The 14904-nt window shown below is 68.7% G+C and carries 14 protein-coding genes; 6 read left to right on the top strand and 8 right to left on the bottom strand.

Annotated features, from left to right (window positions below; genetic code table 11):
* The 4 genes from BGO22_RS08460 to BGO22_RS08475 form a co-directional block, all read right to left on the bottom strand.
* On the bottom strand, positions 1–198 hold a 198-nt coding region (locus BGO22_RS08460; RefSeq protein ID WP_286850124.1), incomplete at its 3' end, for a hypothetical protein.
* Between the two features lie 184 nt (positions 199–382).
* Positions 383–1678, bottom strand: a complete 1296-nt coding sequence (locus BGO22_RS08465; RefSeq protein ID WP_070398201.1) for a TRAP transporter large permease — start codon at positions 1676–1678, stop codon at positions 383–385.
* Positions 1671–2174: a TRAP transporter small permease gene (locus BGO22_RS08470; protein ID WP_070398200.1), complete on the bottom strand. Its 504-nt coding sequence runs from the start codon at positions 2172–2174 to the stop codon at positions 1671–1673. The genes BGO22_RS08465 and BGO22_RS08470 overlap by 8 nt, the downstream gene beginning before the upstream one ends.
* Before the next feature lie 110 nt (positions 2175–2284).
* Complete coding sequence (locus tag BGO22_RS08475; RefSeq protein WP_070398199.1) at positions 2285–3250, bottom strand: TRAP transporter substrate-binding protein; 966 nt, start codon at positions 3248–3250, stop codon at positions 2285–2287.
* Positions 3251–3341: 91 nt separating this feature from the next.
* Between BGO22_RS08475 and BGO22_RS08480 the strand changes: the two genes are divergently transcribed.
* From BGO22_RS08480 to BGO22_RS08505, 6 genes are all read left to right on the top strand, one after another.
* Positions 3342–4313, top strand: coding sequence for a LysR family transcriptional regulator (locus tag BGO22_RS08480; RefSeq protein ID WP_070398198.1), 972 nt, complete (start codon positions 3342–3344; stop codon positions 4311–4313).
* A gap of 132 nt (positions 4314–4445) precedes the next feature.
* The gene (locus BGO22_RS08485) at positions 4446–5252 is read left to right on the top strand and encodes a putative hydro-lyase (protein ID WP_502686445.1); all 807 of its coding nucleotides are present in this window, start codon (positions 4446–4448) and stop codon (positions 5250–5252) included.
* Positions 5249–6217 (top strand): TRAP transporter substrate-binding protein, encoded by a 969-nt coding sequence (locus tag BGO22_RS08490; RefSeq protein WP_070398197.1) that lies wholly within the window; start codon positions 5249–5251, stop codon positions 6215–6217. The genes BGO22_RS08485 and BGO22_RS08490 overlap by 4 nt, the downstream gene beginning before the upstream one ends.
* Positions 6218–6316: 99 nt before the next feature.
* Positions 6317–6823: a TRAP transporter small permease gene (locus tag BGO22_RS08495; RefSeq protein WP_070398196.1), complete on the top strand. Its 507-nt coding sequence runs from the start codon at positions 6317–6319 to the stop codon at positions 6821–6823.
* Positions 6824–6845: 22 nt separating this feature from the next.
* The gene (locus BGO22_RS08500; RefSeq protein WP_070398195.1) at positions 6846–8144 is read left to right on the top strand and encodes a TRAP transporter large permease; all 1299 of its coding nucleotides are present in this window, start codon (positions 6846–6848) and stop codon (positions 8142–8144) included.
* Between the two features lie 103 nt (positions 8145–8247).
* The gene (locus BGO22_RS08505) at positions 8248–11868 is read left to right on the top strand and encodes a hydantoinase B/oxoprolinase family protein (protein WP_070398194.1); all 3621 of its coding nucleotides are present in this window, start codon (positions 8248–8250) and stop codon (positions 11866–11868) included.
* Here BGO22_RS08505 and lapB read toward each other — a convergent pair.
* From lapB to rpsA, 4 genes are all read right to left on the bottom strand, one after another.
* A complete protein-coding gene (gene lapB / locus BGO22_RS08510; protein ID WP_070398193.1) occupies positions 11865–13010 on the bottom strand; it encodes a lipopolysaccharide assembly protein LapB in 1146 nt (381 codons plus the stop codon). The two genes, BGO22_RS08505 and lapB, sit on opposite strands and share 4 nt — an antisense overlap.
* On the bottom strand, positions 13000–13293 hold the full coding sequence (locus BGO22_RS08515; RefSeq protein ID WP_070398192.1) for a LapA family protein: 294 nt from the start codon (positions 13291–13293) through the stop codon (positions 13000–13002). Before BGO22_RS08515 ends, lapB begins: the two co-directional genes overlap by 11 nt.
* Before the next feature lie 43 nt (positions 13294–13336).
* Positions 13337–13660, bottom strand: a complete 324-nt coding sequence (locus BGO22_RS08520) for an integration host factor subunit beta (protein WP_070398191.1) — start codon at positions 13658–13660, stop codon at positions 13337–13339.
* A gap of 10 nt (positions 13661–13670) precedes the next feature.
* A partial coding sequence (gene rpsA, locus BGO22_RS08525) for a 30S ribosomal protein S1 (protein WP_286850136.1) occupies positions 13671–14904 on the bottom strand: 1234 nt, incomplete at its 5' end.

Raw genomic sequence — 14904 nt, forward strand, 5'->3', positions numbered from 1 at the left:
CGACAACACGGCCTGGCCCGGCGACAGGCCCTGCGCCTGCAGCGCGGCCAGCAGGCCCCGCGCGCGGGCCAGCAGGCCGGGGTAGCTCAAAGGGGTCTCGCTGCCGTCGCGGTGCACGGTGACGAGGGCGTGGGGGGAGGGAAGGCTGGCGGCGTTGAGCAAGACGTCGGCCAGCGTCGCGGGTGGCGGGCTGTGCATGGTGGACTCCCTGGTTTGAGCGGGGCACCATGCTGGGCGAACTGGCCGCAGCCGGCGCCGATGCGGCGCAAGCGTGATGCTTTGGTTGGCACTGTTGCGCCGATGGGGCGCGCCCGCCGCCGCGCCGGCAAAGAAAAACCCGCTCACCGAACGGTGGCGGGTTGCCGATGGGAGAAGCCCGGGCCTACATCTGGGACGGCAGCCAGTTCACCAGTCCGGGGAACCAGTAGAGCAGCAGCACGGCGAACACCATGATGAGGAAGTAGGGCAGGCAGGCCGTCGCGATCCAGGTGATCTCGCGCCGCGTCATGCCTTGCAGCACGAAGAGGTTGAAGCCCACGGGCGGGGTGATCTGGGCCATCTCCACCACGATGACGATGAAGATGCCGAACCAGATCAGGTCGATGCCGGCGGCCTGCACGGTCGGCAGGATCACGCCCATGGTGAGCACGATCATGGAGATGCCGTCGAGGAAGCAGCCGAGCACGATGTAGAACACGGCCAGCGCGATCAGCAGCATGCCGGGCGTGAGGCCCAGGCCGCCGACCCATTCGGCCAGGTGCCGCGGCAGGCCGATGTAGCCCATGGACAGCGTGAGGAAGGCCGCGCCCGCCAGGATCAAGGCGATCATGCAGTACAGCCGCGTGGCGCCCAGCAGCGAGTCGCGAAAGCTCACCCAGTTGAGCGAGCCCTGCGAGGCCGAGAGGATGAGCGAGCCCACCACGCCGATGGCCGCCGCCTCGGTGGCGGTGGCGATGCCGCTGTAGATGGCGCCGATGACGCTGCCGATGAGCAGCACCACAGGGATCAGGTGGCGCGCCTCATGCAGCTTCTCGGCGAAGCTCAGCCGCGTGTCGGCGCTGGGCACCTTGTCGGGGTTGAGCAGGGCCCAGACCACGATGGCGCCGCTGAACAGGGCCGCCAGCACGATGCCGGGGATGACGCCGGCGACGAAGAGCTTGGCGATGGAGACCTCGGCCGCCACGCCGTACACGATCATGATGATCGAGGGCGGGATCAGCAGGCCCAGCGTGCTGGCGCCGCCAAGCGAGCCCACGATTTTTTCGGGCGGATAGCCGCGCCGCGTGAGTTCGGGGATGGTCATCTTGCCGATGGTGGCGCAGGTGGCCGCCGACGAGCCCGACACCGCCGCGAAGATGGTGCTGCCCAGGATGTTGGTGTGCAGCAGGCGCCCGGGCAGGGCGTTCACCCAGGGCGCCAGGCCTTTGAACATGCTCTCCGACAGCTTGGTGCGGAACAGGATCTCGCCCATCCACACGAACAGCGGCAGCGCGGTCAGTGTCCAGCTGCTGGCCGAGCCCCAGATGGTGAGCGCCATGGCGTCGCCCGCGGGGCGCGAGGAGAACAGCTCCATGCCGATCCAGGCCACGCCGGCGAGCGTGAGGCCGATCCACACGCCGCTGCCCAGCAGCAGGAACAGCGAGAGGATGAGCAGGCTGGTGACGACGAACTCATTCATGGCGCGTGTCCCCCTCGGCGCGCGAGCGCTGGCCGCGCCATTCGAGCACCCAGTCGTCCAGCAGCGCGATGAACAGCACCGTGCATCCCAGGCCCATGAGCACCTGGGGAATCCACAGCGGCGTGGCGTCGGCGGCGGTGGAGATGTCGTGGAAGGTGTTGGACTGCCACACCAGACGCCACGAGTACCAGGCCAGCGCGCCGCTCATGAGCACCGCCACCGACAGCGCCCAGAGCTCCAGGCCGCGCCGCGCGCCGCCGCGCAGCTTGCCGATGATCAGCGTGACGCGGATGTGCTCGTGGCTCTTGAGCGTGTGCGCCAGCGCCAGGAAGCCGGCGCCGGCCATGGCGTAGCCCGCGTAGGCGTCGGTGCCCGGCACGTAGAAGCCGGCGACTCGGCTCACGATGGACAGCAGCACCATCACCAGCACACCGATCATGAAGAGGGCGGCCAGCCAGCCGGCGCCCAGGTAGAGAGAGTCAAGCAGTTTGCGCATGAGGAACGGTGGTGGCGCCGCGAAGCCAGACCCAGGGCACCGAGGATCCGGCCGCGCCGGTCCTCAGGTGCCGCCCCCTCGAGGGGGTCGCGCGAAGCGCGGCGGGGGTGTTACTTCCTGTACGCGTCGATCAGTTGCTGGCCTTCGGGGCCGGCCTTCGACAGCCATTCCTGCAGCATGGTGGCGCCCACCTTCTGCAGGTCGGCCTTGAGCGCGGCCGAGGGCGGCTCCACCGCCATGCCATTGGCCTTGAGGGTGGCGAGCGTGTCGGTGTTGACCTTCTCGGAGGCCGCCCAGCCGCGCGCCTCGGCGTCGGCCGCCGCCTTCATGAGACCGTCGCGCGTGGCCTTGTCGAGCGCGTCGAAGGCCTTCTTGTTGGCGATGACGGCGTTCTTCGGCAACCAGGCCTGCACGTCGTAGTAGTACTTGAGGTGCTCGTAGAGCTTGCTGTCCACGCCGGTGGCGCCCGAGGTCATGTTGTTCTCGACCACGCCGGTGGCCAGGGCCTGCGACAGCTCGGCGGCCTGCACGGTGACGGGCTGCGCGCCCACCAGTTCGGCGATGCGCGAGGTGGCCGGGCTGTAGGCGCGCCACTTGCTGCCCTTGAGGTCGGCCGCGCTGGCCACGGGCTTCTTGCTGTACAGGCCCTGCGGCGGCCAGGCCACGGCATACAGCAGCACCATGCCCTGTTCGGCGAGCTTCTTCTCCAGGATGGGCTTCTGCGCGGCGTAGAGCTTCTTCGAATCGGCGTAGCTGGTGGCCAGGAAGGGGATGCCGTCCACGCCGAAAACCTGCCACTCGTTCTGGAAGGCCGTGAGCAAAATCTCGCCCGCCTGCGCCTGGCCGCCCTGCACGGCGCGCTTGATCTCCGGTGCCTTGAACAGCGAGGCGCCGGGGTGCACGGTGATCTTGAGCTTGCCGCCGGTGGCCTTGTCGACGTCGCTGGCGAAGCTGGCAAGATTGACCGAGTGGAAGTTGGTCGCCGGGTAGGCGGCGGGCAGGTCCCAGGCGGTCTGTGCCTGAGCGCTGGCGCTCAGTGCGAAGGCCGCGCCGGCCAGGGCAAGCTTGAAGTTCATGGTCGCTCCAGAAAGTTGAACGGATGACGAAGACGGGCAGCATAGTTGCAAAAGCCGGGCCAGGCCCGTCCGTATTTCCCCGGAGAAAACCATGAATCTGCGCTTCGTCGAGGCCTTCTATTGGGTGGCCACACTCAAGAGCGTGACGCGCGCGGCCGAGAAGCTTTTCCTGACGCAATCGGCCATGTCCAGCCGAATCGCCGCGCTGGAGGAGGAGCTGGGCGTGCTGCTGCTGGATCGGCGAGACAAGCAGTTCCGGCTGACCATGGCCGGCACGCGCTTCCTGGTCTACGCGCAGCGCTTGCTGGAGCTGCAACGCGAGGCCAAGGCCGAGATGGGCTCGGGCGATGCGTTGGCGGTGTCGCTGCGCATCGGCGCCATCGAGTCCGTGCTGCATGCCTGGCTGATCCCGTGGATGGAGCAGCTGCGCACCGAGAACCCGGCGCTGGAGCTGGAGTTGTCGGTCGAGACCACGCCGGTGCTGATCGAGCAGATGCGCCGCGGCACGCAGGACCTGGTGTTCACGGCGCTGCCGGCCACCACCGATGGCGTGCGCTCGCGCGCGCTGCCGTCGATGGAGATGGTGTTCGTGGGCAGCGCCAGCTTGCACCGGCGGCGCCGCTACTCGCTGCAGGAGCTGGCCGAGCTGGAACTGCTCACTTTCCAGCGCGGCTCGTTGCCGCACGTGGCCCTGCTGGAACTCTTTCGCGCGGCGCGCGTGGAGCCGCGGCGCGTGCACACCATCTCGTCCGTGTCGGCCATGCTGCAGATGGCGCAGGGTGGCTTCGGTGTGGCCACGCTGCCGCGCGAGGCGGTGCGGCACTTGTTCGTGGTGGCCGACCTGCGCGAGCTGCCCTGCGACGCGCGCCTGCAGCCGCTGCCTATCCATGCGAGCTACCGCAGCGACCCGTCCGCGCAAGCGGTGGAGACGGTGATGCGCTCGGCGCAGGCCTTCGTCGATGCCTGGAGCGGGTCGAACGACGGCACCGCATTGGGGCGGCCGCGCACAAAGACGCCGCAGAAAACGCCCCAGTCGAAGGCATCGAAAAAATCGATGAGATAAGCAAGAAAATTTTCGTTTGTGGAGGCCTCTGCCTCTGACCACAATCCGGCCCCAATGTGACGGGCTCGTCACGAACACAAAGGACCGGAGGCAAACGCAGTGGGATTCCTGGACGACCTGGCGACGCGGCGAATCGATGCCGATGCGCAAGCCTTGGCCCGCCGCGTGCGCGGCGCCATTCGCCGCGGCGAATGGACGAACCACACCAGCGGCCTGGCCGACGAACTCGTGCAGGGCAACGTGGTGATCCTGCCGCAGGCGCTGGCGGACGATTTCCTGCTCTTCTGCCAACGCAACCCCAAGCCCTGCCCGCTGCTGGCGGTGGGGCGGCCGGGCGATCCTTCCCTGCCCGGTTTGGGGGAGGGCATCGACATCCGCAGCGACATGCCGCGCTACCGCGTCTGGCGCGACGGCGAACTGGTCGACGAGCCAACAGACATCGCCGACGTCTGGCGGGACGATCTCGTGACTTTCGTGATCGGGTGTTCGTTCTCGTTCGAGCAGGCGCTGATGAACGCTGGCATGCGGCTGCGCCATGTGGACGAAGGCCGCAACGTGGCCATGTACCGAAGCCGTCTGGCCACCGCGCCGGCCGGGCCGTTCGCGGGCCCCATGGTGGTGAGCATGCGCCCGTTCAAGGTGGCCGACGCGGCGCGCGCGGTGGAGATCACCTCGCGCTTTCCCGACGTGCACGGCGCGCCGGTGCATGTGGGCGACCCCGCGGCCATCGGCATCCAGGACCTTTCGCGGCCCGACTACGGCGAGGCCGTGGCGGTGCTGCCCGACGAGGTGCCCGTGTTCTGGGCCTGCGGGGTCACGCCCCAAGCGGCGATCGCCCAGGCCCGCCTCCCGTTCTGCATCACGCACGCCCCGGGCGCGATGCTGATCACCGACCTTCTCAACCAGCAACTCGCGAGCGAACAAGGAGAACGACCATGATCAAGACAACCATCGGCCTGTGCGCCCTGGCCCTGGCTGGCGCGGCGCATGCGCAAACCCGGTGGGATCTGCCCAGCGGCTACGGCGCCAACACCTTCCAGGTGCAGAACCTGCAGCAGTTCGCCAACGACGTGGACAAGGCCACGGGGGGCAAGCTCAAGATCACCCTGCACGCGGGCGGATCGCTCTACAAGGCCAACGAGATCAAACGCGCGGTGCAGACCGCGCAGACGCCGATCGGCGAGTTCATCCTCTCCGGCGCGGCCAACGAGAACCCGCTGTTCGGGGTGGACTCGGTGCCCTTTCTGGCCACGGGCTACGAGCAATCGCGCCGCCTGTACCAGGCGGCCAAAGGCGCTCAGGAGAAGCTGCTGGCCCAGCAGGGCCTGAAGGTGCTGTTCTCGGTGCCTTGGCCCGGCCAGTCGCTGTACTCGATCAAGCCCGTGAACTACGCGTCCGACCTAGAGGGCACCAAGATGCGCGCCTACAACCCGGCCACCACGCGCATCGCCCAGCTGCTCAAGGCGCAGCCCGTGACGATCCAGCTCGCCGAGCTGCCGCAGGCCCTGGCCACGGGCGCGGTGCAGAACTTCCTCACCTCCAGCGCCAGCGGCGTGGAGAGCAAGCTTCACGAGCAGGTGAAGCACTTCTACCCGGTGTCGGCCTGGCTGCCGCGCAATGTGACGGTGGTGAACCTCAAGGACTTCAACGCGCTGGACAAGGCCACGCAGAACGCGCTGACCACGGCGGCGGCGCAGGCGGAGGCGCGCGGCTGGGCCCTGAGCGAGAAGCTCGACAGCGAATACATCGGTCAGTTGAAGGCCGCCGGCATGTCGATCAGCCAGCCGAGCGATGACATGAAGAAGGCGCTGGCGTCGATCGGCGAGACCATGACCGCCGAGTGGATCAAGGCCGCGGGTCCCGAGGGGCAGGCCATCGTCGACGCGTACCGCAAACAGCCCTGAGCCGATTCGCGCACGGCGGGGCCCGGCCCGCGCAGGCCGCCTCGTCCCGCCGACGGCGCTTTCTTCCTTCCTTTCTTTGAACCGATGCCGGAGGGCTCGATGGATGCGTTCGTCCGTACTGTTCATCGCTGGCTGCTTGCGCTCTCGTGTGTGGGCATGCTCGCGGCTTTCGTCTCCGTCTCGCTGGGCATCCTGGCGCGCCTCTTGCGCTGGGACATCGCCGGGCTGGACGCCTACGCGGGCTACGCGATCGCCGCTTCGCTGTTCCTGGCCCTGCCGGCCACGCTGCTGCGCGGCGAGCACATCCGCGTGACGCTGGTGTTGGAGCGTCTGCCCGCCCGGGGGCGCGCCGCCCTGGAGTGGTGGTGCCTGCTCGCGGGCACGGCGCTGTCGCTCTACCTGAGCTGGTACGCGGCGCGCCTGGTGTGGGTCTCTCGCGTGACGCACGACGTCTCGCCTGGCGCCGACGTGACGCCGCTGTGGATCCCGCAGATCGCCATGGCCGTGGGCTGCGTGGGCCTGGCACTGGCGTTCCTGCAGGTGCTGCTGCACCGCTGGCGGGGCGCCGATCTGCTGGCGTCGGGCGCGGCCGCCCGCACCGAATGAATCCACCAAAGGAGCCACTGTCATGGAAGCCGTGATCGCATTGACCCTCATCGTGCTGTTGTTCGCCGTGCTCGGGTCGGGCCTGTGGATCGGCCTGTCGCTGTTGGGCGTGGCCCTGGTGGGCATGGAGCTGTTCACCCAACGCCCGGTGGGCGACAGCATGGCGCTCACCGTGTGGGGTTCCACCTCGAGTTGGACGCTGACCGCCTTGCCGCTGTTTCTGTGGATGGGCGAGATTCTGTTTCGCAGCAAGCTGTCCAACGACATGTTCAAGGGCCTGGCGCCCTGGCTCAACTGGCTGCCCGGCCGCCTGCTGCACACCAATGTGGTGGGGTGCGCGATCTTCGCGGCCATTTCAGGCTCGTCGGCCGCTACCTGCGCCACCATCGGCAAGATCACACTGCCCGAACTGAAGAAGCGAGGCTACCCGGACGCTCAAGCCATTGGCACCCTGGCGGGCGCGGGAACGCTGGGCTTGTTGATCCCGCCCTCGATCATCATGATCGTCTACGGTGTGGCGGCGAACGTGTCGATCGCCAAGCTGTTCCTGGCGGGCGTGGTGCCGGGTGTGGTGCTGGCCCTGCTGTTCAGCGGCTACATCGTGGTCTGGTCTTTGCTCAACCGCGAGCGCCTGCCCGGCAAGGAACCGGCAACCTCTCTGCGGCACAAGCTTCACGCCTCCCGCCATCTGATTCCGGTGGTCACGCTGATCGCGCTGGTGCTGGGCGGCATCTACAGCGGCATCGCCACCGCCACCGAAGCGGCAGCGCTTGGCGTGGCGGGCTCTCTGGTGCTCTCGCGCCTGGAGGGCTCGCTGAACTGGGAGAGCTTTCGCGAAGGCCTGGTGGCGGCCTGCCGCACGTACTGCATGATCGGTTTGATTCTGGCGGGCGCGGCCTTTCTCACGCTGGCCATGGGCTTCATCGGCCTGCCGCGCCAGGTGGCCGAGTTCATTGGCGGCCTGCAGCTGTCTCCCTTCGCGCTGATGCTGCTGCTGGTGCTGTTCTTCATCGTGCTGGGCTGCTTTCTCGATGGCATCTCGATGGTGGTCCTGACCATCGCCGTGCTGCTGCCCACGGTGCAGGCGGCGGGCTTCGACCTCATCTGGTTCGGCATCTTCATCGTGCTGGTGGTGGAGATGGCGCAGATCACACCACCGGTGGGCTTCAACCTCTTCGTTCTGCAGGGGCTGACGCAGCGCGAGGTGACCTGGATCGCGCGCACGGCGCTGCCGCTGTTCACGCTGATGATGGCCGCCGTTCTGCTGACCTACGTGCTGCCCGAGCTGGCGCTCTGGCTGCCCTCGCGCATGCAAGGCTGAGACCCGGCCTGGCACGCGACTCGCTACGATCCGCGGGATGGCTTCCCGCGTGGACGCGGCTTTCCTCCCTGTTTCCCTTTCACGGCGCACGCGCCCCACCGACATGACCTCAACGCAAGACCCCCGCTGGCAGTTCTGGATCGACCGCGGCGGCACCTTCACCGACATCGTGGCCAAGCGGCCCGACGGCACGCTCACCACGCACAAGCTGCTGTCCGAAAACCCCGAGCAATACCGCGACGCGGCGGTCGCGGGCATCCGCCACCTGCTGAACCTCAAGCCCGGCGAGCCGGTGACGCCCCGTCAGGTGGCCTGCGTGAAGATGGGCACGACCGTGGCCACCAACGCGCTGCTGGAGCGCAAGGGCGAGCCCACGCTGCTGGTCACCACGCGCGGCTTCCGCGACGCGCTGCGCATTGCCTACCAGAACCGCCCGCGCCTGTTCGACCGCCACATCGTCCTGCCTGAGCTGCTCTACAGCCGCGTGATCGAGGCACAGGAGCGCGTCGGGGCGCACGGCGAGCTGATCGAGGCGCTGGACGAGGCGCACCTGCGCGAGCGCCTGTGGGCCGCCTTTGATGCCGGCCTGCGCAGCGTGGCCATCGTCTTCATGCACGGCTACCGCTACACCGCCCACGAGGCCGCGGCCGCGCGGCTGGCCAGGGAGATCGGCTTCACGCAGGTCAGCACCTCGCACGAAACCAGCCCGATGATGAAGTTCGTGAGCCGGGGCGACACCACGGTGGTGGACGCCTACCTCTCGCCCATCCTGCGCCGCTACGTGGACCAGGTGGCGAGCGAGATGCCCGGCGTGCCGCTGTTCTTCATGCAGAGCAGCGGCGGCCTGACCGACGCGCACCGCTTCCAGGGCAAGGACGCCATCCTCTCGGGCCCGGCGGGCGGCATCGTGGGCATGGCCCGCACAGCCACCCTGGCTGGACACGACAAGGTGATCGGCTTCGACATGGGCGGTACCTCCACCGACGTGTCGCACTACGCGGGTGCCTTCGAGCGCGAGTTCGAGACCCAGGTGGCTGGCGTGCGCATGCGCGCGCCCATGATGAGCATCCACACCGTGGCGGCCGGCGGTGGCTCCATCCTCAGCTTCGACGGCTCGCGCTTTCGCGTCGGCCCCGAGAGCGCAGGCGCCAACCCCGGCCCCGCGAGCTACCGCCGCGGCGGTCCGCTGGCCGTGACGGACGCCAACGTGATGCTCGGCAAGATCCAGCCCGCCCACTTTCCGAAGGTCTTCGGTCCGCAGGCCAACGAGGCCCTGAGCGCCGAGGCCGTGCGCGAGAAGTTCGACGCGCTCGCGCGCGACACCGGCCGCACGGCCGAGGACGTGGCCGAGGGTTTCATCCGCATCGCCGTGCAGCAGATGGCCAACGCGATCAAGAAGATCTCGGTGGCGCGCGGCTACGACGTGACGCGCTACACCCTGCAGTGCTTCGGTGGCGCGGGCGGCCAGCACGCCTGCCTGGTGGCCGACGCGCTCGGCATGGGCCGCGTGTTCGTGCACCCGCTGGCGGGCGTGCTGAGCGCCTATGGCATGGGCCTGGCCGATCAGAACGTGATCAAGGAGCAGGCGGTGGAGCGCGTGCTGGAGGCCGGCGCGCTCGACGCCATCGCCGGGCAGCTCGAGGCGCTGGCCCAGGCGGCGGGCGAGGAGCTGCGCGCCCAGCAGGTGAGCCAGGGCGAGGTGCAAATGCACCGCCGCGTGCACGTGCGCTACGAGGGCAGCGACGCCGCGCTCATCGTGCCCTTCGGCGAGCTGGCCGCCATCGAGTCGGCCTTCGAGGCGGCCTACCGCCAGCGCTTCGCCTTCCTCATGCCGGGCAAGCGCCTGATCGCCGAGGCGGTGTCGGTGGAGGCCGTGGTGGCGGGCGACGCGCCCGCCGAGCCGCGCCACGCCCTGCACGAGCCGCGCGAGGTGCCGCGCCGCGACACGGTCAGGCTGTACGCCGAGGGCCAGTGGCAGGACGCCGCCCTGGTGGTGCGCGAGGACCTGCGCCCGGGCGACGTCATCCCCGGCCCGGCCATCATCGCCGAGAAGAACGCCACCACCGTGGTGGAGCCGGGCTGGGAGGCCCAGCTCACCGCGCTGGACCACCTCGTGCTGGAGCGGCGCGTGCCGCGCGCGGCGCGCCACGCCGTGGGCACCACGGTAGACCCGGTGCTGCTGGAGGTATTCAACAACCTGTTCATGAACATCGCCGAGCAGATGGGTCTGCAGCTGCAGAACACCGCCTACTCGGTGAACATCAAGGAGCGGCTGGACTTCTCCTGCGCGCTGTTCGACGCCGAGGGCAACCTGATCGCCAACGCGCCGCACATGCCGGTGCACCTGGGCTCGATGGGTGAGAGCATCAAGACCGTGATCCGAAAGAACGCGGGCCGCATGCAACCGGGTGACGTGTACGTGCTCAACGACCCGTACCACGGCGGCACCCACCTGCCCGACGTGACGGTGATCACGCCGGTCTACATCGGCGGCGCCGACCAGCCGACCTTCTATGTGGGCTCGCGCGGCCACCACGCCGACATCGGCGGCACCACGCCGGGCTCCATGCCGCCGTTCTCCACGCGCATCGAGGAAGAGGGCGTGCAGATCGACAACGTGAAGCTGGTGGAGGGCGGGCGCCTGCGCGAGGCCGAGATGGTCGCGCTGCTGCAGAGCGGCGAGTACCCCAGCCGCAACCCGCAGCAGAATATGGCGGACCTGAAGGCGCAGATCGCCGCCAACGAGAAGGGCGTGCAGGAGCTGCGCAAGATGGTCGAGCAGTTCGGCCTGGACGTGGTGCAGGCCTACATGCGCCACGTGCAGGACAACGCCGAGGAATCGGTGCGCCGCGTGATCACGCGCCTGAAGAACGGCCAGTTCACCCTGCCGCTGGACAACGGCGCGCAGATCCAGGTGGCGGTGCGCGTGAACGCGGCGCAGCGCAGCGCGTGCATCGACTTCACCGGCACCAGCCCGCAGCAGACCAACAACTTCAACGCGCCCACGGCGGTGTGCATGGCGGCGGTGCTGTACGTGTTCCGCACGCTGGTGGACGACGACATTCCGCTCAACGCGGGCTGCCTCAAGCCCCTTGAAGTCATCATCCCGCCGGGTTGCATGCTCAACCCAAACCCCCCAGCCTCGGTGGTGGCCGGCAACGTAGAGACCTCCACCTGCATCACCAACGCGCTGTACGGCGCGCTGGGGGCGATGGCGGCGAGCCAGTGCACGATGAACAACTTCACCTTCGGCAATGCGCGCCACCAGTACTACGAGACGATCTCCGGCGGCAGCGGCGCGGGCGGCGTGACGGACGAAGCGGGCCGGCTGGTGGATGGGTTCAACGGCACGTCGGTGGTGCAGACGCACATGACCAACTCGCGCATGACGGACCCCGAGGTGCTGGAGTTCCGCTTCCCGGTGCGGCTGGAGAGCTACCAGATCCGCCAGGGCTCGGGTGGTGCGGGGCGCTGGCATGGCGGCGACGGGGGCGTGCGCCGCGTGCGCTTCCTGGAGCCCATGACGGCGAGCATCCTGTCCAACGGGCGCGTTCACCCCTCGTTCGGCATGGCCGGTGGCCAGCCGGGGGCGCTGGGCATCAACCGCGTGGTGCGCGCCGACGGGCGCACGGAAGAGCTCAAGCACATCGGCCAGGCCGAGATGGCCGCGGGCGACATCTTCGAGATCCACACGCCGGGTGGCGGCGGGTACGGGCAGGCCTAGAGCTCTTCCACGCGGCGCGCCGGGTAGCTGTCCCAGGCCTGGCAGCCCGGGCACTGCCAGAAGTGCTGGCGCGCCTCGAAGCCGCAGGCCGCGCAGCGGTAGCGCCGCAGCGGGCCGCTGGCGTGCTCCAGCGCGCGCTGCACGCTGGACTGGGCCTGCGGGTTGGAGAGGGTCTCGCCCGCCAGCCACTGGCTGGCGATCACGAGCGAGGGCTCGGCTTCCAGGTGGCGCAGGTACATGCCGCGCGCGCCCTCGGGCTGCGGCGCCAAGCGGGCCAGGGCCTCGGTCACATCGATGGAGGGCGCGCGCGCCTGGGCGTTGCCCAGGGCGCGCAGCACGGGGTCGGTGCGGCCGGTCTGCTGGGCCAGCTCGGCCATGGCGCGCGCGGCCAGCGGCAGGGCGGCGGGCGCCTGCTCGGCCAGGGCCAGCAGGTCGTCCAGGGCGCCGGCCGCGTCGCCCTGCTGGCTGCGCAGGGCCGAGCGCGCCATCCAGCCGCGCGCCAGCGTGGGCGCGCGCCGCACGGCCTCATCGAGCAGGGCACGCACGCGCTCGGCCTGGCCCTCGCGGTGCGCGAGCTCGGCCAGTTCGCACAGGTAGTGCGCCACGCGCGTGGTGAAGGCGCCGTGCTCCGCCGAGTCGAGCTTTTCGGCAATGGCGCGGGCCTGCGCCCAGTCGCGCGAGCGTTCGTAGATGCCCAGCAGCGCCAGGCGCGCCTCGTTCTCGAAGGCCGTGCCTTCCAGTTTGCTCAGCGCCGACTCGGCGCGGTCGAGCAGGCCGGCCTTGAGGAAATCGAGCGCCAGCGCGTGCTGGGCGCGGTCGCGCTCCTTGCGGTTGAGGTCGGCCCGCGAGAGCAGGTGTTCGTGCACGCGCACGGCGCGGTCGTAGTCGCCGCGGCGGCGGAACAGGTTGCCCAGGGCGAAGTGCAGCTCGGTGGTGTCGGGGTCGCCCTGCACGGCCTCGATGAAGGCGTCGATGGCCTGGTCCTGCTGTTCGTTGAGCAGGTGGTTCAGGCCGCGGAAATAGGCCTTGGGCGCCTGCCGGCCTTCGATGCGCCACTGGCGCAGGTCCAGGCGCGAGGCCACCCAGCCCAGCGCGAAAGCCACCGGCAGGCCCCAGAGCAGCCAGGTCAGGTCAAAGTCCATGCCGGCGATCGACGGGGTCTTGTGGCATCAGCGTGGTTTCGCTGCCGAACAGGGTGGTGTTGCCGCGCTGGCGGTGCCGGCGGGCGCGCAGCCACAGCGGCAGCATCACGATGACACCGAGGAACACGCCGATGAGCAGCACCAGCAGCAGCACCAGCACCAGCGGTGCCTCCCAGCTGTGGCCGAAGAACAGCTTGAGCGTGACGCTGTCCTGGTTGTTCAGCGCGAAGGCGAAGAGGACAAAAAAAATGGCCGCGTTGAGCAGCCACATGAGGTACTTCAAAACATCCCCTCAAGTGGTGGGGGACGATTGTAGCGAGGGGGTATCAGCCGGTGCGTCGCTGGTCCTCGTGCTGCTGCATGAGGGCGGTGCGTTCGTCGACCTGCTCGCGCAAGGCCTTGCCGGGCTTGAAGTGGGGCACGCGCTTCTCGGGAATCATCACGCTCTCGCCCGAACGCGGGTTGCGTCCGATGCGAGGCGAGCGGCGATTGACCGAGAAACTGCCGAAGCCCCGGATCTCGATGCGGTGGCCCTTCACCAGGGCATCGCCCATGGCGTCGAGGATCGCCTTGACGGCGAACTCGGCATCGCGGTGGGTGAGCTGGCCGAACCGGGCGGCCAGGGCTTCGACAAGATCGCTGCGGGTCATTGGACGCGGATCAGCGGCCGTTGCTGCTGTTGTCCAGCTTGGCGCGCAGCAGGGCGCCCAGGCTGGTGGTGCCGGCATTGCCCGCGCTCTGGCTCAGGTTGGCCATGGCTTCCTGCGCGTCGGCGTTGTCCTTGGCTTTGATCGACAGCTGGATGTTGCGCGTCTTGCGGTCGACGTTGACCACCACGGCCGAGACCTCGTCGCCTTCCTTGAGCACGTTGCGGGCGTCTTCCACGCGGTCGCGGCTGATTTCCGAGGCACGCAGGTAGCCGAGCACGTCTTCGCCGAGGTCGATTTCGGCGCCCTTGGCGTCCACGGTCTTGACCTTGCCGGTCACGACGGAGCCCTTGTCGTTCACCGATACGAAGGTGGTGAACGGGTCGCCGTCGAGCTGCTTGATGCCCAGGCTGATGCGCTCGCGCTCGACGTCGATGGCGAGCACCACGGCCTCGACTTCCTGGCCCTTCTTGTAGTTGCGCACGGCTTGTTCGCCGGCTTCGTTCCAGGACAGGTCGGACAGGTGCACCAGGCCGTCGATGCCGGCGGCCAGGCCGACGAACACGCCGAAGTCGGTGATCGACTTGATCGGGCCCTTGACGCGGTCGCCGCGCTTGGTCTGCTCGGCGAATTCGTGCCAGGGGTTGGCGCGGCACTGCTTCATGCCCAGGGAGATGCGGCGCTTGTCTTCGTCGATGTCGAGGACCATGACCTCGACCTCGTCACCCAGCGACACCAGCTTGGACGGGGCCACGTTCTTGTTGGTCCAGTCCATTTCGGAGACGTGCACCAGGCCTTCGATGCCCGGCTCGAGTTCCACGAACGCGCCGTAGTCGGCGATGTTCGTGACCTTGCCGAACATGCGGGTGCCCTGCGGGTAGCGGCGGCTCACGCCCAGCCAGGGGTCGTCGCCCATCTGCTTGAGGCCCAGCGAGACGCGCTGCTTCTCGGTGTCGAACTTGAGGATCTTGGCCGTGATTTCCTGGCCGGCCTGCACCACCTCGCTGGGGTGGCGCACGCGGCGCCAGGCCATGTCGGTGATGTGCAGCAGGCCGTCGATGCCGCCGAGGTCGACGAACGCACCGTACTCGGTGATGTTCTTGACCACGCCGTGCACGATGGCGCCTTCCTTCAGGGTTTCCATCAGCTTGGCGCGCTCTTCGCCCATGGAGGCTTCCACCACGGCGCGGCGGCTCAGCACCACGTTGTTGCGCTTGCGGTCGAGCTTGATGACCTTGAATTCCAGG

It is taken from the genome of Hydrogenophaga sp. 70-12 (assembly GCF_001897365.1).
Lineage (GTDB): Bacteria > Pseudomonadota > Gammaproteobacteria > Burkholderiales > Burkholderiaceae_C > Hydrogenophaga > Hydrogenophaga borbori.

Excerpts from the sequence above, each read along its gene's own strand:
- BGO22_RS08520 (WP_070398191.1), bottom strand. The coding sequence starts at position 13,660 with ATGACCCGCAGCGATCTTGTCGAAGCCCTGGCCGCCCGGTTCGGCCAG.
- BGO22_RS08490 (WP_070398197.1), top strand. The coding sequence starts at position 5,249 with ATGATCAAGACAACCATCGGCCTGTGCGCCCTGGCCCTGGCTGGCGCG.
- BGO22_RS08475 (WP_070398199.1), bottom strand. The coding sequence starts at position 3,250 with ATGAACTTCAAGCTTGCCCTGGCCGGCGCGGCCTTCGCACTGAGCGCC.
- BGO22_RS08480 (WP_070398198.1), top strand. The coding sequence starts at position 3,342 with ATGAATCTGCGCTTCGTCGAGGCCTTCTATTGGGTGGCCACACTCAAG.
- BGO22_RS08470 (WP_070398200.1), bottom strand. The coding sequence starts at position 2,174 with ATGCGCAAACTGCTTGACTCTCTCTACCTGGGCGCCGGCTGGCTGGCC.
- BGO22_RS08500 (WP_070398195.1), top strand. The coding sequence starts at position 6,846 with ATGGAAGCCGTGATCGCATTGACCCTCATCGTGCTGTTGTTCGCCGTG.
- BGO22_RS08495 (WP_070398196.1), top strand. The coding sequence starts at position 6,317 with ATGGATGCGTTCGTCCGTACTGTTCATCGCTGGCTGCTTGCGCTCTCG.
- BGO22_RS08465 (WP_070398201.1), bottom strand. The coding sequence starts at position 1,678 with ATGAATGAGTTCGTCGTCACCAGCCTGCTCATCCTCTCGCTGTTCCTG.
- BGO22_RS08505 (WP_070398194.1), top strand. The coding sequence starts at position 8,248 with ATGACCTCAACGCAAGACCCCCGCTGGCAGTTCTGGATCGACCGCGGC.
- lapB (WP_070398193.1), bottom strand. The coding sequence starts at position 13,010 with ATGGACTTTGACCTGACCTGGCTGCTCTGGGGCCTGCCGGTGGCTTTC.